The 19475-nt window shown below is 44.8% G+C and carries 19 protein-coding genes; 13 read left to right on the forward strand and 6 right to left on the reverse strand.

Features of this window, described 5'->3' with window-relative positions:
• Positions 1–469: nitroreductase family protein (locus D6D85_RS06380; RefSeq protein WP_237558777.1), on the reverse strand; the 469-nt coding region annotated here is incomplete at its 3' end.
• A gap of 224 nt (positions 470–693) precedes the next feature.
• On the opposite strand from D6D85_RS06380, the gene D6D85_RS06385 reads away from it, so the two are divergent.
• Positions 694–927 carry a hypothetical protein gene (locus D6D85_RS06385; protein ID WP_125671242.1) on the forward strand — a complete coding sequence of 78 codons (234 nt, stop codon included), beginning with the start codon at positions 694–696 and terminating at the stop codon, positions 925–927.
• A 75-nt stretch (positions 928–1002) separates the two neighbouring features.
• On the opposite strand, the gene D6D85_RS06390 is transcribed toward D6D85_RS06385, so the two are convergent.
• Genes D6D85_RS06390 through D6D85_RS06400 form a run of 3 tightly spaced genes read right to left on the reverse strand, consistent with a single transcriptional unit; the run spans position 1003 to position 3829 of the window.
• Positions 1003–2049, reverse strand: a complete 1047-nt coding sequence (locus tag D6D85_RS06390; RefSeq protein ID WP_125671243.1) for an aminopeptidase — start codon at positions 2047–2049, stop codon at positions 1003–1005.
• 4 nt (positions 2050–2053) lie between these two features.
• Positions 2054–2731: an aspartate/glutamate racemase family protein gene (locus tag D6D85_RS06395; protein WP_125671244.1), complete on the reverse strand. Its 678-nt coding sequence runs from the start codon at positions 2729–2731 to the stop codon at positions 2054–2056.
• Positions 2732–3829: a DUF917 domain-containing protein gene (locus D6D85_RS06400; RefSeq protein WP_125671245.1), complete on the reverse strand. Its 1098-nt coding sequence runs from the start codon at positions 3827–3829 to the stop codon at positions 2732–2734.
• Between the two features lie 59 nt (positions 3830–3888).
• Between D6D85_RS06400 and D6D85_RS06405 the strand changes: the two genes are divergently transcribed.
• From D6D85_RS06405 to eno, 12 genes are all read left to right on the forward strand, one after another.
• The gene (locus tag D6D85_RS06405; RefSeq protein WP_125671246.1) at positions 3889–4590 is read left to right on the forward strand and encodes an aspartate/glutamate racemase family protein; all 702 of its coding nucleotides are present in this window, start codon (positions 3889–3891) and stop codon (positions 4588–4590) included.
• Positions 4591–4769: 179 nt separating this feature from the next.
• The gene (locus tag D6D85_RS06410) at positions 4770–6416 is read left to right on the forward strand and encodes an ABC transporter substrate-binding protein (protein WP_125671247.1); all 1647 of its coding nucleotides are present in this window, start codon (positions 4770–4772) and stop codon (positions 6414–6416) included.
• Between the two features lie 46 nt (positions 6417–6462).
• Positions 6463–7485 carry an ABC transporter permease gene (locus D6D85_RS06415; protein ID WP_125671248.1) on the forward strand — a complete coding sequence of 341 codons (1023 nt, stop codon included), beginning with the start codon at positions 6463–6465 and terminating at the stop codon, positions 7483–7485.
• Positions 7482–8360, forward strand: coding sequence for an ABC transporter permease (locus D6D85_RS06420; RefSeq protein ID WP_237558778.1), 879 nt, complete (start codon positions 7482–7484; stop codon positions 8358–8360). The genes D6D85_RS06415 and D6D85_RS06420 overlap by 4 nt, the downstream gene beginning before the upstream one ends.
• Positions 8361–9329 carry an ABC transporter ATP-binding protein gene (locus D6D85_RS06425; protein WP_125671249.1) on the forward strand — a complete coding sequence of 323 codons (969 nt, stop codon included), beginning with the start codon at positions 8361–8363 and terminating at the stop codon, positions 9327–9329.
• A gap of 4 nt (positions 9330–9333) precedes the next feature.
• Entirely contained in the window at positions 9334–10302 is a 969-nt protein-coding gene (locus D6D85_RS06430; RefSeq protein WP_125671250.1) for an ABC transporter ATP-binding protein, read from the forward strand.
• 154 nt (positions 10303–10456) lie between these two features.
• The gene (locus D6D85_RS06435; protein WP_125671251.1) at positions 10457–11521 is read left to right on the forward strand and encodes a DUF763 domain-containing protein; all 1065 of its coding nucleotides are present in this window, start codon (positions 10457–10459) and stop codon (positions 11519–11521) included.
• A gap of 36 nt (positions 11522–11557) precedes the next feature.
• On the forward strand, positions 11558–12697 hold the full coding sequence (locus D6D85_RS06440; protein WP_125671252.1) for an RNA-guided endonuclease InsQ/TnpB family protein: 1140 nt from the start codon (positions 11558–11560) through the stop codon (positions 12695–12697).
• A gap of 66 nt (positions 12698–12763) precedes the next feature.
• A complete protein-coding gene (pheS, locus tag D6D85_RS06445; protein WP_125671253.1) occupies positions 12764–14227 on the forward strand; it encodes a phenylalanine--tRNA ligase subunit alpha in 1464 nt (487 codons plus the stop codon).
• A gap of 8 nt (positions 14228–14235) precedes the next feature.
• Positions 14236–15885: a phenylalanine--tRNA ligase subunit beta gene (gene pheT / locus D6D85_RS06450; protein WP_125671254.1), complete on the forward strand. Its 1650-nt coding sequence runs from the start codon at positions 14236–14238 to the stop codon at positions 15883–15885.
• Positions 15875–16243 carry an MTH938/NDUFAF3 family protein gene (locus tag D6D85_RS06455; protein WP_125671255.1) on the forward strand — a complete coding sequence of 123 codons (369 nt, stop codon included), beginning with the start codon at positions 15875–15877 and terminating at the stop codon, positions 16241–16243. Before pheT ends, D6D85_RS06455 begins: the two co-directional genes overlap by 11 nt.
• Positions 16237–17520 carry a phosphopyruvate hydratase gene (eno, locus tag D6D85_RS06460; RefSeq protein WP_125671256.1) on the forward strand — a complete coding sequence of 428 codons (1284 nt, stop codon included), beginning with the start codon at positions 16237–16239 and terminating at the stop codon, positions 17518–17520. Before D6D85_RS06455 ends, eno begins: the two co-directional genes overlap by 7 nt.
• Here the strand turns inward: eno and cca are convergent.
• Positions 17501–18889, reverse strand: coding sequence for a CCA tRNA nucleotidyltransferase (cca, locus tag D6D85_RS06465; RefSeq protein WP_125671257.1), 1389 nt, complete (start codon positions 18887–18889; stop codon positions 17501–17503). The two genes, eno and cca, sit on opposite strands and share 20 nt — an antisense overlap.
• Entirely contained in the window at positions 18876–19463 is a 588-nt protein-coding gene (gene hxlB / locus D6D85_RS06470; protein ID WP_125671258.1) for a 6-phospho-3-hexuloisomerase, read from the reverse strand. Before hxlB ends, cca begins: the two co-directional genes overlap by 14 nt.
• Positions 19464–19475 lie beyond the last annotated feature (12 nt).

Here is a 19475-nt window from a genome sequence, read left to right on the forward strand (position 1 = left end):
GGTATCCAAGCGTTATTATCAACGCCGGCTCTACATGAGCTGGAAGATCGAGCAGCTCCTTCACAGCCATTTTGTTAAAGGATGCAACAGGACAGGATCCTATATCTAGGGCATAGGCCATGAGCATCATGTTCTCAGCTGCCATTGAGACGTCCATAAGCGACATAAACTCTCCCATTTTGCCGGCTTTCTCGGCTATTTTCCTGTTGATACAGACCACTATTATGGCTGCTGGTCTGCCAAATAATCCGGGTGAGAAGAGCTTTACTTTCTCCAGCAGGTCTCTATCCTTTACCAGCACAAACTCCCATGGTTGCAGGTTGCTGCCGCTTGGCGCCCAAATTCCAGCCTCTAGTACGAGCCTTAAGTGCTCATCAGGTAACTCCTTATCGCAGAAGTCCCTGATGCTTCTCCTGCCCTTAATCACCTCAAGCATAGTTTTAGCTTTATCCAGCAGCCGGGATTCCATTAAACTCCGTGAGGGGTATTGATATTAAAAAGTTTTCAGGTAGCTGACATTTCTTGCGTCTTAGAACCCTATCTGAATTATATCACAAGGGTTAGAACTACTGCTTGCCCTTAATCCTTGCCGATCCTTCTGCTGGCAACCAGCCTCACTAATCATGTTTAGACTTACATCAGAGCTTATTATCAAGAAAAAGCTTAAATTTTGACTTCAGTATGCCCACTTATATGAAGGAAGTCATCCCACTGATCCTTATCAAGGAGATCATAGAGGAGAAGAGGAAGCTAAGAAGAATTCTCTCGAAATATAAAGTAAAGGTACCTGAGGAGATAGAAGAGATGATAGAGAGGGACGAAATACCGGAGCATCCCTCTTATGAGGACTTCTTATCTGCTCTAGCTTTGAAGAAAAATATTGAGGAGATGGGAAAGGCCATCAGTAGGATAATAGATGAAATCTGATTCATTAAGAAGCATATTTCTTTAAAAATTTAAAAAGCTTTTATAAAAAATATATTAAGGTTAAAATATATATTTCTAGCCATATCTCAGCTTTCTCGCTAGATCTGCTAGCTCAGGATGGACAAACTCGCCGTTCTCTATTATCTTCTCTCCATCCCCGATAACAGTTGGTGAGAGACATATTCCATCGGTATGAGACGAGGCACTACCTACTTTGCCCTTAAAGTCCGGAGATTGATAACCAATTCCCCACTCCACAGCTCCCCACACTCTCTCATCCTCAAGTATGTTTCCGGTGAGCTTAGCTCCAGGATTGCACCCATAGGATATATGCGCTAGCTTAAACATATTAGGATCGTTAAAAGACCTCAGCCAAGCTTCAAAAAGCCTAGCCTCACTTCCTCCTTCCACTTTAACAATCTCTCCCTCCCTCACATGAAGCTTTATGGGATTTCTAAGTAGACCCAGCTCCGATGGAGGCCAAACAGAGCCATCGAATACCAATAATCCGTTTATGCTCTCCTCTATTGGAGCCCAATCTACCTGCCCGAAGAGCATGTATACCCCGGGTCCGCTCACCTCCCCTTCTGTGAATATAGGCCTGTTTCTATCATTCTCGAATTCCAAATCAGTACCAGCGGGTGTTGTTATCCTCATGTGTCTAGATTTCTCTGTCACTCTGGCTAATCTTCTCTGCAGCTCGTAGATAAGAGGGACATTCACCTTGCCTATTGTCCTAGTGCACATATCGGTGTCCATCCCAACAAGGCAGATATAGCGAACTCTTCCCGTTTTAATAGCACTCTCATAGGGTGTTGAGTAAAGCAGCCAGGATTTGTTGAACTCTATCCACACATCCGATTCGCTTAGCAAGGCCTTTAGAGTTCTCAGCGGTATATGAGGATCTGCAGCCTTTCCCACACCCGGGGGTGACTTGTACCATGCAACTATGGGCTTTGCATTGACTTGAGCAGCAGCTTTAGCTGTTGCCTCCACAACCCTCCAATCACTGCCAGTATCAGCTGTTATCGCCACTTCCTCTCCCTCCTGTACCTTCAGCACATCCCTCACAAGCTTTAATGTAGCAACTGCAAGCTCCAGATCCAAGCCCATTGGGCTCATTTCCTCACCTCCTGTACGGAAGACCTGTTATTCCAAGCTTTATTAGAGCTTCAGCTACCTTGATAGCTGCCCCAGTTGGATCTATTGTGAAAATATTCGTCTTTTCCTGAACCTCCTTTGCAAGTCCGGCCAATCCAGTGCAGCCCAGCACAATAACATCTGCCCTCTCCTCTTTTCTTGCTTTTTCAGCTTCATTTACAAGATAGCTGACGACAGCCGCTCTGTCCTTATCTATATCCAGCACTCCCACTGGTATCCCCCTTACAGATGTCACCTTATCGCTTAAGCCAAGCTGCTTGACCCTTTCCTCTATCATCCAGTCACCATCAGCTCCTCCGACAGTGATTATTGATATTCTAGTTCCAGCGATACAGGCAAGAGAAAGAGAGGCCTCACAAGGTCCTACTACTGGTTTTTTCAGGATCCCCTTCAGGAAGTCCACCCCGGGATCTAGAAAGCAGTTCACCAAAACAGCATCAAAGCCCTCATGATTCCTTCTCGCCACATCTAGGACAAGAGGTATTACCTCAGCATGAGCCTCAGGTGTTTCAACGCTGACAGGTCCTCTGGGAAGGGATACCACTTTTATCTCAGTTTCAGGAGAGGCAAAGCTCTTACAGATCTCCTCATCCTGTTTATCCCATGTGCTATGACCAACAGGATTTATCACAAGAATCCTCATTCAGATCACCTTCACCAGCTCCTCCACTGGAATGTAATCATAGTCGAAGCCGAAATGTCTCGGCCCAAAATACTTAAGTCCCTCAGGAGTTCTCCATATATCCGGAGCCTTTGCTGCAACTCCATACACCTTAATTCCCTCTCTTAGCTCCGTGTTCGTTATGGGCTCGCCATCCTCTCTCAACAGCATGAACATATCAGGCGGCATGACAACTGGCTTACCGTCAATCCATATCATTATATGCTCATTTTTTATCCAAGATCTCAGAGTTCTCCCGCTGAAATCCCCAACACCCTTTATAACCGCTTCTCCCCTGAGAAATCCGCTCTCATCTCTCCACTCATATTTTTCTACTACCCCCTCAAATATCCTCCATCCCTTGAGCACGTTGACAACAGCATCAACAGGATCCCTTCCCTCATTCCTCGCCTTGATGACCTCCTCCCCCAGCCTCATGGATGTGGATATTGTCTTCCTAATTATGGCCTTGCATGCAGTATCGTAGCTCATTGGAGTATCAACCACCGATACATACTTTCCACTGAGCACTGATAGATATCTGGCTATAGCCTCGTAGTCATCTATATCAGAGTACTCTCTCACCACAACAACATTGCCACTCTCACCGACTATGACCGAGGGATACATCGGTATTCCAAGTATATTTACAGTGCACTGATGTAGCTCTGGTGCCGCCCTTCCAAGAAGATCACCATCAACAGCAGGAATGCCTAATTCAGCAGCAATGCTCAATGCAACAGGCGTATTACCCCCACCTATCTCGCTGGCTACAACAGCTACTATCTTTCCACCGATTATCTGCTCCATTTCCTTAAATGCCCTTCTGACGGGCTCTTTTATCCTTACAGGTTTCTTAGCCTTAGTGCTGGGAGCTATTGATCCAACGTCATAGGGAACCACTACAAAGCCATCCCTAGGAATCTCTTCCACATCCACTAGTTTTACAGTTTTGCCTTTTTTCAGGACATCATCGAGCATTTTAAGCCCATCCGAAGGACTTCCACCCCCTCCTGTTCCAAGAATTGTTGCTCCGAGGACAAGGGCTTTTATCTGATCCTCTCTCTTTATCTCCATCATGCTGACACCTTAATTCCCTACCGAGTTAATTTTTTAAGTTTTGGTTCTAAGCAAACAATATGCCCAGAATACTGATTCTCAACCCTGTGAGTACCGATATATGGAATGAGTTAACATACAGTTACTGTAGTAAAATAGTGGATCCAGATACTGAGATACATGTAAAGAACCTTTCCAATGGACCAAGAGCAATAGAATACGATTATGACAGGGAGATTGCCGCTCCATATGTGGTGGAGGAGGTAATTAGAGCCAATAAGGAAGGATTTGATGCCATTGTCATAAACTGTTTCGATGATCCTGGTCTCGATGCAGCGAGGGAGGTATCGGATAAATTGGTGCTGGGGATAGGTGAGAGCTCTATTACAACTGCCCTTCTCCTAGGACATAGAATAGCTATAATATCGACAGGAAGGCAATCAATCCCGATTTACCATAGAAAGGCAATGATCTTGGGCGTTGAGGACAGAATTGTCCATATCACTGGAATAGATGTGGGTGTGCTTGACATAAGGAAGGACATAAATAATGTCAAAGAGATTCTGCTGGGGGAGATAGAGAGATCTGTCAGGTATCATGGGGCTGAGGTTGTGGTCCTTGGATGCGGTGGATTCATAGGATTAGCTGAAGAATTAAGCGCTAAGACCAAAGTTCCTGTGATTGATCCAACCATGGTGACGGTGAAACTGGCTGAATCTCTCGCGAGACTTCGGTTGATGCATAGCAAGGTCCTCAAGCGTAAGTCACTAGCTAATGAATGATTTATTCTGCTATGAATTTTTCTCTTAAGCAAATTTCTTTTAAGTTTTAAAGATAAGTTGTGTGAAACGAAAACCTTATATTTAATCTTTTTTTCAATTCGCAGGACCTTCATGTCGGCAATATTTGAAGTAGATTTGGAAGGTCTTTTTGAGAAAAAGTCTAAGATGGGGGTGAAATATTGAGAACAGCTGTATCAAAGCTTTTGATAGCTATTGTTCTAGTTCTTGTCATGGTCTCCTGCATCGGTGCATACTATTATTATACAAGCATGGCAGGGAAAGCTCCCGCAAAGAAGACGGTTGTTATTTATGCATCTTTATCGGAGATGACGAGTGCTGAGCCCAGCACTGAGGCCTCAAATTCAATTATGTGGATGGCTGTTGTCTACGAGCCTCTACTACATTACGATCCGATTAACAATATTTTTATTCCAGCCTTGGCTGAAAAATATGAACATGATCCAAGTGGGCTTGTTTGGACATTTCATCTCAGAAAGAACGCTGTATTTCATGATGGTACTCCTGTAACAGCTGAAGCAGTTAAGTTCTCCATAGAGAGAACTATTGCTATAGGGCAGGGAGAAGCCTTTATATGGGATCCTGTAGATAGAATTGAAACACCAGATAATTATACAATTATATTTCATCTAAAATACCAAGCACCTTTGGATGTAATAGCGTCTGCAGCTTATGCATCATATATATTCAGTCCAAATATAGTAAAATATGCAAATGCATCAAATAGTACTGATCCAAAGATAACAAATTGGTTTAACTCGGGCAAGGATGCAGGCTCTGGTCCTTACAAACTTGTCAAATGGGATCCTGAGAACGAAGTTGTGCTGGAGAAATTCAATGAATGGTGGGGATGGAAAGATCCTAACTATCCATTTAAGTCGGATAAAGCGCCAGACGTATTCATAATAAAAATAGTGAAAGACTCCGTGACCCAGGAGAGATTAGTCAAATCCGGAGATGTGCACATAGCTGAATATGTTCCATTAGAGGATGTTGAGAACTTAAAGAAGGATCCAAACTTGCAAGTAGTGATGAAACCTTGTTTTCAGAACCTCCTTCTGTTGATAAACACAAGAAAACCCCCGCTGGACAATGTTCTGGTGAGAAAAGCGATTGCCCACGCAATACCCTACGATGACATAGTGACAATCGCCAGAAGTGGTCTAGCGAAAGTGGCATCCGGACCGATACCGCATAACATGTGGGGCCACTTCGATAACCTCACGTATAGTTACGATCTCAGCCTAGCGAAAAAGCTGCTTGCTGAAGCCGGATATCCCAACGGCATCAATAGGACCCTGATCCTGACATATACAGCTGGAGATATATATGAGCAGAGGACAGCGGATCTCATCAAGTCCAGCCTAGGCAAAATAGGAATAAACATAGAGGTAAGACCAATGAGCTGGGAGGAGCAATGGGCTCTGGCTCAAAGCGGATGGAATAATTCTCAGGCTGCACAGGACCTCTTCATATTCTACTGGTGGCCCGATTATATATCGCCATACGACTATCTGTTCAACATGTTTCACAGCAGCAGCAAATCTTTTGATCTATGCTACTACAATAATTCAGAATTTGAAAAAACAATAGAAGATGCACACTATTGGGAAGGAATAGATAGGACTAAGTCCCTTGAGCTATACTATAAGGCACAGAAAATACTGTACGATGATGTTCCTGCAGTAGCTTTATGGGATATGATTGATGTAAGAGTAGCTAGAGTAAATATAGGGGGCCTAGATAAAGCTATAAATCCAGCATATCCGACAGCGATATTTCCACAGGTCCTAAGCGTTGAGGGATAGAGTATAGAGAAGTTTAACCCCTATTTTTATTTTTTAGGTGTCGGTTATGCCTCTCAGTCGGGAGTATTTGATCAAGCGCCTTATCCTCCTTATTTTTGTTGTGTTTGGCGTGTTAGTGATAACATTCACTATCACAAGAGTTGTACCGGCCAGACCTGAGCTCCTATGGGCAGGCCCTCATGCGACAATAGAGCAGATCGAGAGGGCAAGAAAGGAGCTTCATTTGGATCAGCCGATCTACATTCAGCTGGGTTACTATCTTTTGGATTTCATTAGAGGAAACTGGGGGGTTTCGTGGAGAACAAAATCTCCAGTGCTAGATGACTTACTAAGTGCACTTCCAGCCACTTTAGAGTTGATAATCTTCGCATTTTCCATAGCTGCTGTTCTTGGCATCTTACTGGGAATTGCCGCAGCTCTCAGAAGAAACAGGATGACAGACAGTGTCATACGAGTGTTCAGCGTTCTTGGAGCCTCAATGCCTGTATTTTGGCTTGCCTTGATTATATTGCTGGTGTTCAGCAGCTGGCTTGGCTGGCTACCATCATCAAAGAGAGTGGATGAAATGCTGGTCATAAGCACGGGATTTCATCCTATAACAGGTTTCTATCTGATCGATTCCCTGATACAGGGGGATTTTCCTGTGTTCGTTGATGTGCTCAAGCACATGATCCTTCCCGCAGCAGTCCTATCGCTTTATCCCATGGGCCTGTGCGCTAGGATGACCAGAGCTATGATGGTGGATATATTACATGAGCCATTCATGAGAAGCGCTCTGGCGTGGGGTATTCCGAGGAAACTGATTGTGTACAAGTATGCCCTGAAGAACGCAGTATCTCCTGTTATAGCTTCTCTTGGCCTATCCTTCGGATATACAATAATAGGAGCATTTATGGTGGAGCTGATATTTGTATGGCCTGGAATAGGGCTTTACACTGCAATGTCCCTTCTCAGCTTCGACTATCCCGCAATAATGGGTGCTGTGATCATTGTGGCACTATTTTACTCTGCTATAAATCTGATCGTCGATCTGATTCATGCATGGATAGACCCAAGGGTGAGTTTATGACATCTGAAGTTAGGACAATGTTCATGTTAATGAGAAGAAATGTTGTCTCTATGATAGGTTTCATCATAGTCATTGCTTTCCTTATAATGGGAATAATATCTCCATATATACTCACAAAGCCTGAGGACGCATGGGGCACCACATACGATGTGTCCAAGAGATATCTGCCTCCCTCATTGGAGCATCCATTTGGCACAGATGAGTACGGGAGAGATATGTTCAACAGAGTTATACTGGGAGCTAGATTCTCTCTCATTATAGCAATTGGTGTGGTAGGATTAGCCTTGGTCATAGGAGTTCCTCTTGGCCTGATAGCAGGCTATAGCGGAGGAAGAACGGGAACAGCACTTATGAGGATAACGGATATGTTTCTCGCATTTCCACCTCTTCTTCTAGCTATAGCTTTAGCAGCGACATTGGGAAGGGGTTTGGAAAATGCAATTCTAGCTCTTGCTATCTCATGGTGGCCTTGGTATGCGAGGCTTATCTATGTGCAGGTGAACACGGTAAAGAGCATGCCTTATGTCGATGCAGCAAGAGTGCTTGGGCTTGGCAGCTTCACGATAATGTTCAGGCATATACTGCCCAATGCTTTGACCCCTGTTGTGATACAAGCTTCATTGGACATGGGTTCTGCAGTGCTTGAGGCAGCTGGGCTGAGCTTTCTTGGGATTGGAGTTCAGCCGCCCACACCAGAGTGGGGTCTGCTGGTGAGCCAGGGATGGCAGTCCATCAATGTGGCTTGGTGGATCTCCTTCTTCCCTGGGCTGGCTATATTGGTTACAGTCCTAGGCTTTAATCTTCTAGCTGATTTTGCTAGGGAGTTCATGGATCCGAGGCTTAGAATTACAATGATGACAAAAGAGGTGGTTTAGATGGAGGAAGCACTTCTTCAGATAAAAGATCTGAGCATTGTATATGAAACACCACTCGGAACGATTCATGCAACTACAGGAGTCACCTTTGATGTGAAGAGAGGAGAATCAGTTGGTTTAGTGGGAGAATCTGGCTCTGGAAAGTCAACCGTAGGTCTAGCAATAGCTATGGCTCTTCCTCCCAATGCAAGGATATTGAATGGCAGGGTTTTATATGAAGGCACAGATCTTTTAAGGTTGAAGGAGGAGGAGAGAAAAAGGTACTCGGGCCGCGAGATATCCATCGTCTTTCAGGATCCAGCAGCCACATTAAATCCCCTCTTCACAATAGGGGAGCAGATGACCGATGTCCTTATGAGCAATCTTGGCTTGACAAAGGAAGAAGCACTTAATAGAGCAAGAGATTTCCTGAAAAAAGCTGGCTTGCCCGATTCAGAGAGGATACTGAGGTCATTCCCTCATGAGCTATCCGGTGGAATGCTTCAGAGAGTGAACATAGCCATAGCTACATCCACAGAGCCCAAAATCTTGGTCGCCGATGAGCCGACAACAATGCTGGATGTCATGCTACAAGCACAGATATTGGAGCTTTTTGATAAGCTGAAGAGAGAACTAAAGCTTACCCTGATATTCATCACTCATAATCTAGGAGTTGCATCAGAGATATGCGATAGAATAATAGTCATGTACGCCGGAACTGTAGTGGAGGATGGCCCTGCCGACGAGGTGATATCAAGACCAATGCATCCATATACAGCCAGTCTGCTGGACTGCGTCCCTAGGACACACATTAAGGCTAAAAGACTGAGAAGCATTCCAGGATCTCTTCCGGATCTATCCAAACCACTAGTTGGTTGTCCCTTTGCGGATAGATGCGGTGAAGCCAAGGATGTGTGCAGGCAGACCAAACCTGATCTGGTGGAGATAGCTCCGGGCCATAGAGTTTCCTGTTTTAAATATAAGAGGTGAGATTATGCCCCTTCTGGACGTAGAAGAGCTGGTCAAGTATTTTCCAATAAAATACGGGCTGTTTGGAAAGATAGCAGGTTATGTAAGAGCGGTGGATGGAGTCTCATTTTCCATAGAAGAGGAAAGTGTGTTCTCCCTTGTGGGAGAATCTGGCTCCGGAAAGTCAACTGTTGCCAGATGCGTACTCAGACTCTTAGATCCTACTTCGGGCAGAATAGCCTTTGAAGGGAAAGATATAACTTCATTAAGAGGTAGAAACCTGAAATGGTATAGAAGAAATGTTCAGGCCGTCTTTCAAAATCCATTTTTATCCCTTAACCCAAGAATGAGAGTTGAGTCCATAGTAGCTGAGCCTTTAAGAGTTCATATGGGAATGAGGAGTGATGAGGCAAGGGAGGAGGTCCATAAGCTGCTTGAGAGGGTAGGACTCTCCCGGGAGATAGGAGATAGGCATCCCCATGAGCTAAGTGGAGGTCAGGCTCAAAGAATTGCAATAGCTAGAGCGATAGCTCCACAGCCGAAATTGCTGGTATTGGATGAGCCAACATCAGCATTGGATGTCTCAGTTCAGGCCCAAATATTAAACCTCCTTGCTGACCTAAAGAAAGAATTGAAGCTATCCTACCTGCTGATATCACATGATCTATCAGTAGTGAAGTACATAAGCGATTATGTCGCAGTGATATATCTGGGTAGAATAGTTGAGTATGCTCCAGCTGAAGAGCTATTTAACAACCCAGCACATCCCTACACAAAAGCACTTCTCTCCTCAGTGCCGGAACCGGATCCAACTATGAGAAAATTGAAAAGCAGAATGGTATTGCCTGGAGAACCTCCCAGCCCAGTAAATCCGCCGACAGGATGCAGATTAAGCCCTAGATGTCCTTATGCACAAGATCAATGCAAAGCTAGAGAACCGGAGTTAATAAGTATAGGAAATGGTCATCTAGTTAGGTGCTGGTTTGTCAAGTAGCTTGGTATCTGGTTAATGGCCTAGAAAGCTCTGAGCTAGCTTAATGCATTTTCTGACATGACAACCTTATTATTTACATACTCAAATTGAGAGAATTTTATTTATTATTTTTATAACACTCAACTTTATAAAGGATGTGAACACCTTATTACTGATGGAGATAGTAGGGGAGGCTGAGCTACCCCTTCACGGTGGAAAAGCTCCTTCATGGCTCTTCTCTAGAATGAAATCTCTTGGAAGGGAGATAATAAAGAGCATAGTTTTTGAGTTCGGTAGAAGGGAGTTCCTCCTTAGATTGAGCGATCCCTTCTGGTTTCAGTCGCTTGGCTGTGTTCTTGGCTATGACTGGCATTCATCAGGGGTAACAACAGTTCTATCTGCTGTTATAAGGGAGGTCTTGGATGAGGAGGATCTGGGAATAGCTGCTTGTGGTGGAAAGGGTAAAAGATCCCTTGAGACCCAGCATGAAATAGTTGAGAAGGGGGATAAGCTTTCTCTGAGCGACAGAAGGATAGCTGAGATATCGAAAGCAAGCCGTTTGTCAGCTAAGGTGGACAACGCAGCACTGCAGGATGGACACAGCTTATATCACCACATAATAATATTTTCTGAGGATGGAGACTGGACTGTTGTTCAGCAAGGGATGAACCCTGAGAGAAAAACAGCTAGGAGATATCACTGGGTCTCTCAGGGGCTTAAAAGCTTTGTAAACAGACCTCATAGCGGGATAATTGCTGAATCAATGGAAAAGGAGGTTCTGGATCTTACAGCAGAGGAATCGGAGGAGACAAGGAGGATATCAGTTGATTTAGTGAGGGAGGGACCGAGAAGGCTCAAGAGGATGATGGAGGAGCTGAGCGGAGGGGGTTTATCCCCATATCTGGGAGATAGCCTGAGAGTGCTGAGAATGCCGAGAAGGATAGATTGGAAAGCTGTGGAGGAGGCAAATCAGCTCGATATAAGGGATTTCGAGGGGCTTCTCTTGGTGAGAGGAATAGGGCCATCCCTTCTGAGGGCCCTATCCCTGATATCAGAGGTTGTGTATGGGGCTCCTCCGAGCAAAAAAGATCCGGCAAGATACTCCTTTGCCTTTGGAGGGAAGGATGGAGTCCCATACCCTGTTAATATCAGGCTCATGGAGCAGGCTGTTGATGTGCTGAAAACAGGGATACTTCACTCCAACATAGAGGAGAGGGATAGAAGGGCAGTTTCCAAATAGTTAACTTTATATAATTCTTATGTGTATATTCAGATTGTGGAAGTTGTTTTGGGAGTTCCCTTCGGATATGAACCTAATAACGAACTCAACAAGCTCCTTGAGGACTTCAGGAAGATGATAAACTTCTGCATAGATTATGCCCACAAGAGAAGGATAACATCATATGCAAAGCTGAGAAAAGGAGTTTATGAGGAGTGGAAGCGAAGATGGGATTACTCAACCCATTTCTGCCATTCAGCATGTAAAATAGCTTTAGCTATGCTCAAGAAATACAGGAAGAAACACAGAGAGGGGAAGACTGAGGCTAAAAAGCTCTTTATGCAGCTAGATCCTGAGCTCTACAGGTTTTATGGAGATAAGATCAGGATCTCGGTGAGGCCAAGGCAGTTTCTGTTCATCAACCTGAAATTCGGGGAATATCAGAAGAAGTTCATTTATTCTTGGAAAGAGGGGAAGCTTAAGATCGGTGAGGTAACGATAAATGAGAACAAGATAATAATTCCCTTTAAGAAGGAAGTGGATCTGCAGAATCCTGAGGAATGGATAGCGATCGATATAAATGAGTCCAACGTTACGGCTGTAAGCTCAAATCCCCACGTTCTAAGGATAGACCATGAGCTTAGGACAGTTCACACAACCTACTTTATCATCAGAAGAGGGATTCAGAAGCTCGCCAAATATAAGCCAAGGACTGCTCAGAAGCTTCTGAAGAAGTATTCTGACAGGGAGAAAAGGAGGACTGAAGACCTATGCCACAAAATTTCAAAAAAGATTGTGGACTTTGCTAAGCAACACAATCTAGGAATAGTGATGGAGGATCTGAAAGGAATAAGAAAACGCATAAAAAAGGGAAGGCAGATGAACAGAAGGTTGCATAATTGGAACTTTAGAAGGCTTCAATTCTATGTTGATTATAAGGCTAAGCTTAACGGTTTGCCAGTTGTATATGTTAACCCTAAGGGGACATCCAGCCTGTGCCCGATATGTGGGGGAAGATTAGCTCCGAATGGGCACAGGCTTATGAGATGCCTGCGGTGCGGTTACGAGAAAGATAGGGATGTGACCGCAGGCATTAATATGCTCAGGATGAGGGGAGCCCCGTTGCCCCTGAAAGCCATCAATGAGGATAGCAATCCATTGCTATCCGAGATGGAACGGATAGTTATAAAATGCTAGCTATCCGACAACGGCAGCATTATATAGGCTCTCCGCTATCGAGGCTCTGCACATGGGGGGATGTGATTGATATCTCTCAGCCAGGGTGAGCATGATCTCCTCAGAAAAATAGCATCTCTTGGAGGAAAATTAATTTTAGAGAATTTAGGAGAGGAGAAAAGCTCTGCATCCGCACTTATACCCCTTCTGGAGACAAAATCTCTTGTTAAAGTATCGAAGATAAGGAGAAAAACGTATGAGCTAACGGAAAAAGGAAGAATCTGCTTAAAGGAGGGAATGCCAGAGGAAATACTGCTAAATGCAGCTAAAGATGGGAAGATATACCTAGATGATGCCTCAAAGCTTCTTCAGGGCGAGCTTCTGCAAGCAGCCATAGGATGGCTGAGGAGAAGGGGGGCAAAAATTGAGGAGGATGAGAGAGGGAAGTACCTTGTGGTAAAAGGGATAGATCTTCCTGAGAGGGATATCCTGCTCAAAGTGGAGAGAGGAATAAGTCCGGATAACGAGGATATCTTGAAAGCTTTGGTGAAAAGAGGCCTAGTCAGGGAGAAGGAGCTTGTCCTCACCGAGGTAGAGCTGACTGAGCTGGGAAGGGAGTGCCTTGAAGGGAAGCTCCTTATAATAGAGGTCGCAAAGCTAAACAGAAAGCTGATAGAGACCGGGGAGTGGAGAAACCTCAGGCTTAAGAGGTACGATATATCCGCCCTTCCTCCAGAGGTTTTTCCGGGGAAGCCCCATCCCTATTCAATGCTTCTGGATGAGGTCAGGGAGATATTGATCGGGATGGGGTTCAGGGAGGTGAAAAGCCCGTTTGTTGAAGCTGAGTTCTGGAACTTTGACGTCCTCTTTCAGGCTCAGGATCATCCAGCTAGGGAGATACATGACTCCTATATCGTTTCATTTCCATCTGAACCGGCTGATCTGAGTGAGCACATGGATTTGGTGGAGAGGGTTAGAAAAGCACATGAGGATGGATATGGAACGGGCTCAACAGGCTGGGGATACAAGTGGAGCTTTGAGATAGCTAGAAGGCTGGTTTTAAGGACTCAGACTACAGCAGCTTCTGCTAGAGAGCTGGCAAAGGGTTTAGAGATACCATCCAAGATATTTGCCATAGACAGGGTGTTCAGACCAGAGGCCCTCGATAAAACCCATGCAATGGAGTTTCATCAATGTGAAGGCGTTGTTCTGGCAGAGGATCTGAATGTAAAGCATCTTTTGGGCTTTTTGGCTGAGTTTTCAAGGAGCCTTGGATTTGAGGAGGTGAAGTTCAGGCCTGCATACTTCCCCTTCACGGAGCCAAGTGTTGAGGCATATGTAAGGCATGAGAAGCTTGGATGGATAGAGATAGCAGGATCTGGCTTGTTCAGACCTGAGATGCTGGTTCCTCTTGGTTATGATTATCCAAGAGTTCAGGCTCTTGCTTGGGGAATAGGAATAGGGAGGCTTGCAATGCTGAGGATGGGAATAGATGATATAAGGGATCTTCACTCTCAAAGTTTGGACTTTCTGAGGAGAGCTTCGTTTTAGGTGAGAGCATGCCGGTCTTGGAGATAGACAAAGAGTACCTATACTCTCTTCTGGGAATGAGGCTTAGCAGGGATGAGCTAGTTGAAATTCTGGAGGACACCAAGGTGAACATAGAGGGATTCAGCGATGAAAGCGTTGAGTTAGAGATAACAAGCGATAGGCTTGATCTTCTCTCAACAGAGGGCATTGCCAGGATGATAAAGGGCATTATCGGAAAGGAACTGGGGATACCCAAGTATCCAGTTGAGCACAGAGAGGAGGAGCTTGTAGTTGATGAAAGCGTGAAGAATGTGAGGCCGTTTGCTGTTGGAGCTATTCTGCTCGACGTCAGGCTTAATGACAGCGTGATAAAGTCCATAATACAGTGCCAAGAGAAGATCCATGAGACCCTTGGAAGAAAGAGGAGAAGAGTTGCCATAGGGATACATGATTTGGATGCAGTTAAACCTCCCTTTAGGTACATAGCAAGGCCCATGAATGAAGTGAAATTCATCCCGCTTGGTGAAAACAGGGAGATGACAGCCAGAGAGATTCTGGAGAACACAGAGAAGGGAAGGGAGTATGGGAACTTAATAAGGAATGAGGAGGGCCTAGTTCCTCTGATAGAGGACTCAATGGGAAGGGTTATGTCAATGCCTCCTGTGATAAACTCTGAGCTCACAAGGCTCAGCGAGAGGACGAGAAATCTGTTCATAGATGTAACTGGTACAGATGAGAAGTCCATAAGGACATCTCTTTCGATACTTGTCCACTCAATAGCCGAGACCGGAGCTAGAATAGGAGTTATAACAGTGAGGGATTCTGGGAAGACAATAAAGCAGCCTGATGTGGAGCCAAGAAGAATGAGAGTGAGCATGGATTACATAAGAAGAATGCTGGGAGAGGAGATAGAGCAAAAGGATGTGGTAAATCTCCTGAGAAGGGGAAGACTTGATGTAGAACTAGTTGGGGATGAGATAGATGTGATAATACCTCCCTATAGAACTGATTTCCTGCATCCAGCTGATGTGGCAGAGGAAGTTATAGTGCTCTATGGCCTGAACAGGCTTAAGCCACAGCTTCCCAGAAATGTGATGACAGTAGGCTCTATACATCCATCCGAAAAGATCTCCAGAAAGCTGAGAATGCTGATGGTCGGTCTTGGATATCAAGAGGTGATGAACTACATGCTGTCGAACAAGGAAAGTCTGTTCAAAAGCATTGGAAGGAAGGAGACTGAGGTTGTGGAGATAGGAAACCCCGTTAGCTCCAGTTATACAGTGCTGAGGGACTCCCTTATACCGGGTCTTCTGCATTTCCTCTCGAGAAATGTTCATTCTCCATATCCCCAGAAGATCTTTGAGATAGGAGATGTCGTACTAGTGGATAGAAGCAGGCCATACAGAACGAGAAGCGAGAGAAGACTTGCTGCAGCTTACTCTGATGATTCTGTCGGATTTGAGGACATTCAATCCCACTTGTTTGCCGTGCTTAAATCGATGAGAATCGATTTTAAATTGAGGGAGGCAAATAACTCAGTGTTTATCGAGGGAAGATGTGCTGAAGTTATTTCTGGGGATGCCATTGGAGTAATTGGCGAGGTTAATCCAGAGGTGTTATCGGGACTTGGCATACCATCCCCAACAGCTATGTTTGAGGTGAAGGTGTATGAATATTGAGGTGAAATTCGGTGAGATAAATATAAATGGTAAAAAATATTTTGATGATATAATAATTAGATCTAATCTTGCTGTGGAGAAAAGGCCAAAGGAGAGATCATCTAGCCTGAGGTCGAAGTACGGCCACACTCCACTTACCTGGGATGAAATCAAGGAAGTGATAGAGGAGGATAAGCCCGAGTTTCTTGTGATAGGAACCGGTTTTCTTGGTGCCATGCCGGTTTTAGGGATAATTGAGCAAGCGGAGAAAATGGGGGTTAAAGTTCTGGCGGAGAAAACCGGGACAGCAGTTGATGAATTCATTAAGTTAATCAATGAGGGAAGGAAGGTTGTGGGGGTGTTCCATTTAACATGCTAGATTTCAAGATAAGGTCTATAAAGGCTATTGAGGTGCTTGATTCAAGAGGAAGGCCTACTTTGAAAACTGTTGTCAAAACAGGATCTGGAGAGGGATATTTCATTGTGCCTGCTGGTGCCAGCAAAGGGAGCAATGAGGCCTTGGAGCTGAGGGATGGAGGGAAAAGATACGGAGGACTTGGGGTGCTTAAGGCTGTTTTCAATGTAAATGCCATTATATCCAAGATGATAATCGGAGAGGACTCTAGAGAGCAGGAGAAAATAGATAAAATAATGATAGAAGCTGATTCCACGGAGAACAAGTCTAGGCTTGGCGCAAATTCCATTCTATCTGTTTCAGGGGCTGTTGCGAGAGCTGCTGCAAATACAGCAGGGCTAGCTCTTTACAGATACTTGGGAGGAAGTGGGAGCTGGATAATGCCAGTTCCCCTGATGAATGTGATAAACGGCGGCCTTCATGCGGGGAATGAGCTGGGAATTCAGGAGTTCATGATAGCTCCTATCCGCTTTGATTCCTTTAAGGAAGCTCTTACAGCTGCTGTTGAGACCTACATGACTCTGAAAGATGTGATAAAGGGGATATATGGAAAGAACGCTGTAAACATAGGGGATGAAGGCGGATTTGCCCCTCCCATGAGAAACACGAGGGATGCTCTTCTTGTTCTATCGGAATCCATAAAGAAGGCGGGATATTCTGACAAGATATTCATCCTTCTCGATTGCGCGGCAACCAATTTCTATGATAAGGAGAGAAATAAATATCTGCTTGATGGATTGGAGATGGAGCCGGGGGATCTACTGGAGTACTACTCGGAGCTAGTGGATGAGTACAACATAGTGAGCATAGAGGATCCATTTCATGAGGAGGATTTTGAATCATTCGCTGAGCTCACAAAGAGGCTTGGAAACAGGATTCAAATAGTTGGAGATGATATCTTCGTGACTAATGTCAGAAGAATAGAGATGGGGATAAGGAAAAGGGCAGCAAATGCGGTTTTGATAAAGCCAAATCAAGTGGGAACAATAACCGAGACCCTTGAGGCAATAAGAATTGCTACAAGAGCTGGTTATTCTGTAGTTATAAGCCATAGGTCGGGGGAAACTGAGGACAGCTTCATATCCGATCTATCGGTTGCTGTCAGAGCTGGACAGATAAAGGCAGGCGCTCCATGCAGAGGAGAAAGAGTTTCAAAATATAACAGGCTTCTTGAGATAGAGGATGAGCTTCCAGACTCCAGATATTATGGGGAGAGATTTTTCAGACAAGCATCTCTGTGAAAACCTCCTCCCTGAGCAGATTTTTTCCTATGAAATTTCTTATCTCCTCCGGCACTTTTCCTATCTCATTCCCAGTTACTATCCTTACCTTTCTCCCTCTCACAAGTTTTGGTGCATTCTTTCCGCTCAAATAATCTGATATGAGATCTGCTGCATTGAAAAACCTCCTTCTCTTCACAACATACCATCTATCTCCCTCAATATACGGGCCTGAAAGAGTATTCTTGTCTGATATATGCTTGATCAGGAAATCCCTTTCCCCCTGACTCGCAACAGGCGGTCCCTCCCTTATCAGAGCCTTCGGTATCTCCAGGCTTTCTAGCTCAGCAGCTACTGCTACTGTGCTTTTCTCATCGGTATGGCCAGCACACCAGAGAACTCTGAAGCCATTCTCCTCAAGCACGTATCTTATCCTCTTGGATATGTATTTTGCCTGCGTCCAGAGGGTATCCGGCGGTAGGTCCAAGTCTTCAACTAGAAGGACAATTATATCAGTTCCTCTCTCCAAGAGCTCCTTTTTTATCCTGCTTGGGGTAAAGGATATCTCCTTTCTTGATCTGAACATTTCCTCTGTTGGCTTGTTTAAGAGAGCTCTGCAAGCAGCTACGAATCTGAAGAACTGAGTCTTGGAGAGAGGTGATGCCACGTTTCTGTTCGGGTCAACTGGATCTATCACTATAAGCGGGCTGTCGAATTTCTTCAGAGCTTCTCCCTTGGAGGCAATACGTTCTATATCTATAAAAACAGGTGGTCTCCAATCAGCAGCATTCCTCACGAGGGAGATGAAGTCGCCATAGAACAGTATCAGGAGCTCAAGAAGATATCCACTGAATCCCTCCACTTTTACCTCAGCTCCATATACCCCTATCGACTTGGCAAATGCTTTCAAAATTCTTATATCCTTTCTGAGATTGCTGTTGAGCTTCCCCATTAAGTAGTTGTTGTGCAGAGGTGTCCTGTCAGCACTGCTCACTATTTTTTCTCCTTTCATTATTTTATATGCCGGTACTATCTCTATATCGATGTCATCAACCCTGCATGATGCATACGGATGCTCGGAATACCTCAAGGTGTATGAGCCAAAGGCCCTTCTGGCCACCTCAACAGCAACGCTTCCGAGTTTATCCTCAGGAAAATCCCTTGAAAGAAGGATGAATATGTCTATATCGATGTCATCCGGCAGCCATGTATCCCTAGCTACAGATCCAACTGGGACTACCTCTGCATTTATGCCCATGTCCTTTATTATGCTCTCTACCTTAAAGAGGGATTCCCTCAGCAATCCCTCTACTTTCTCCCTTCTCTCCTTCGAGGGAGTTACGAGTTCAGATACCCTCTCCAAAACTGATATCAGGTCATACTGTTGCATGCCTTCCCTCCAGATCCTCCTCGCTTTTTCCAAGCCTGTAAACCAATTCTGCTATCAGGGCATCGAAGAATATCATTGCACTGAGCTCGAAAAGAGTTCCAAGCGGGGTTAGAGGCTCATGCTCTCCCGATATCTGCCTTGCCTCATAATCCCTACCGGATTCCGGCAGTATCCTGCCGGGTATTATCACCTTTAGATCAGCAGTCTTTCCAAGCTCGGACTCAGGATAGCTTGTTATCGCCACAACTTTTGCCCCAAGCCTCTTGGCCTCCTGAGCAACTGTCACAGTATATCTGGTCTCCCCAGATCCGCTCACAGCTACAAGAAGATCCCCCTCTCTTATAGGAGGCGTAACGGTCTCACCGACAACATAAACGTTGAAACCGACATGCATCAACCTCATCGCAAAAGCTCTTGCCACAAGACCTGATCTACCAACTCCAACGACAAAAATTCTTTTTTCTCCCACAGTCCTGAGAAGAGCTTTTATAAATTTCTCTACTTCCTCCTGATCCAATTCAGAGAGATTTTCACCGACTTTCTCCATCAGTTTCTCCACTTTATCCTTCACCATAAGGGGCACCAA

It is taken from the genome of Candidatus Methanodesulfokora washburnensis, assembly GCF_003947435.1.
GTDB classification, from domain to species: Archaea; Korarchaeota; Korarchaeia; order Korarchaeales; family Korarchaeaceae; genus Methanodesulfokora; species Methanodesulfokora washburnensis.

What these genes read in the sequence shown, in the direction of transcription:
- D6D85_RS06435 (WP_125671251.1), top strand. Translation starts at nt 10,457, where the DNA reads ATGGAGATAGTAGGGGAGGCTGAGCTACCCCTTCACGGTGGAAAAGCT.
- D6D85_RS06405 (WP_125671246.1), top strand. Translation starts at nt 3,889, where the DNA reads ATGCCCAGAATACTGATTCTCAACCCTGTGAGTACCGATATATGGAAT.
- D6D85_RS06400 (WP_125671245.1), bottom strand. Translation starts at nt 3,829, where the DNA reads ATGATGGAGATAAAGAGAGAGGATCAGATAAAAGCCCTTGTCCTCGGA.
- D6D85_RS06455 (WP_125671255.1), top strand. Translation starts at nt 15,875, where the DNA reads ATGAATATTGAGGTGAAATTCGGTGAGATAAATATAAATGGTAAAAAA.
- pheT (WP_125671254.1), top strand. Translation starts at nt 14,236, where the DNA reads ATGCCGGTCTTGGAGATAGACAAAGAGTACCTATACTCTCTTCTGGGA.
- D6D85_RS06390 (WP_125671243.1), bottom strand. Translation starts at nt 2,049, where the DNA reads ATGAGCCCAATGGGCTTGGATCTGGAGCTTGCAGTTGCTACATTAAAG.
- cca (WP_125671257.1), bottom strand. Translation starts at nt 18,889, where the DNA reads ATGCAACAGTATGACCTGATATCAGTTTTGGAGAGGGTATCTGAACTC.
- D6D85_RS06430 (WP_125671250.1), top strand. Translation starts at nt 9,334, where the DNA reads ATGCCCCTTCTGGACGTAGAAGAGCTGGTCAAGTATTTTCCAATAAAA.
- D6D85_RS06385 (WP_125671242.1), top strand. Translation starts at nt 694, where the DNA reads ATGAAGGAAGTCATCCCACTGATCCTTATCAAGGAGATCATAGAGGAG.
- D6D85_RS06425 (WP_125671249.1), top strand. Translation starts at nt 8,361, where the DNA reads ATGGAGGAAGCACTTCTTCAGATAAAAGATCTGAGCATTGTATATGAA.
- D6D85_RS06415 (WP_125671248.1), top strand. Translation starts at nt 6,463, where the DNA reads ATGCCTCTCAGTCGGGAGTATTTGATCAAGCGCCTTATCCTCCTTATT.
- D6D85_RS06420 (WP_237558778.1), top strand. Translation starts at nt 7,482, where the DNA reads ATGACATCTGAAGTTAGGACAATGTTCATGTTAATGAGAAGAAATGTT.
- D6D85_RS06395 (WP_125671244.1), bottom strand. Translation starts at nt 2,731, where the DNA reads ATGAGGATTCTTGTGATAAATCCTGTTGGTCATAGCACATGGGATAAA.
- hxlB (WP_125671258.1), bottom strand. Translation starts at nt 19,463, where the DNA reads ATGGTGAAGGATAAAGTGGAGAAACTGATGGAGAAAGTCGGTGAAAAT.
- eno (WP_125671256.1), top strand. Translation starts at nt 16,237, where the DNA reads ATGCTAGATTTCAAGATAAGGTCTATAAAGGCTATTGAGGTGCTTGAT.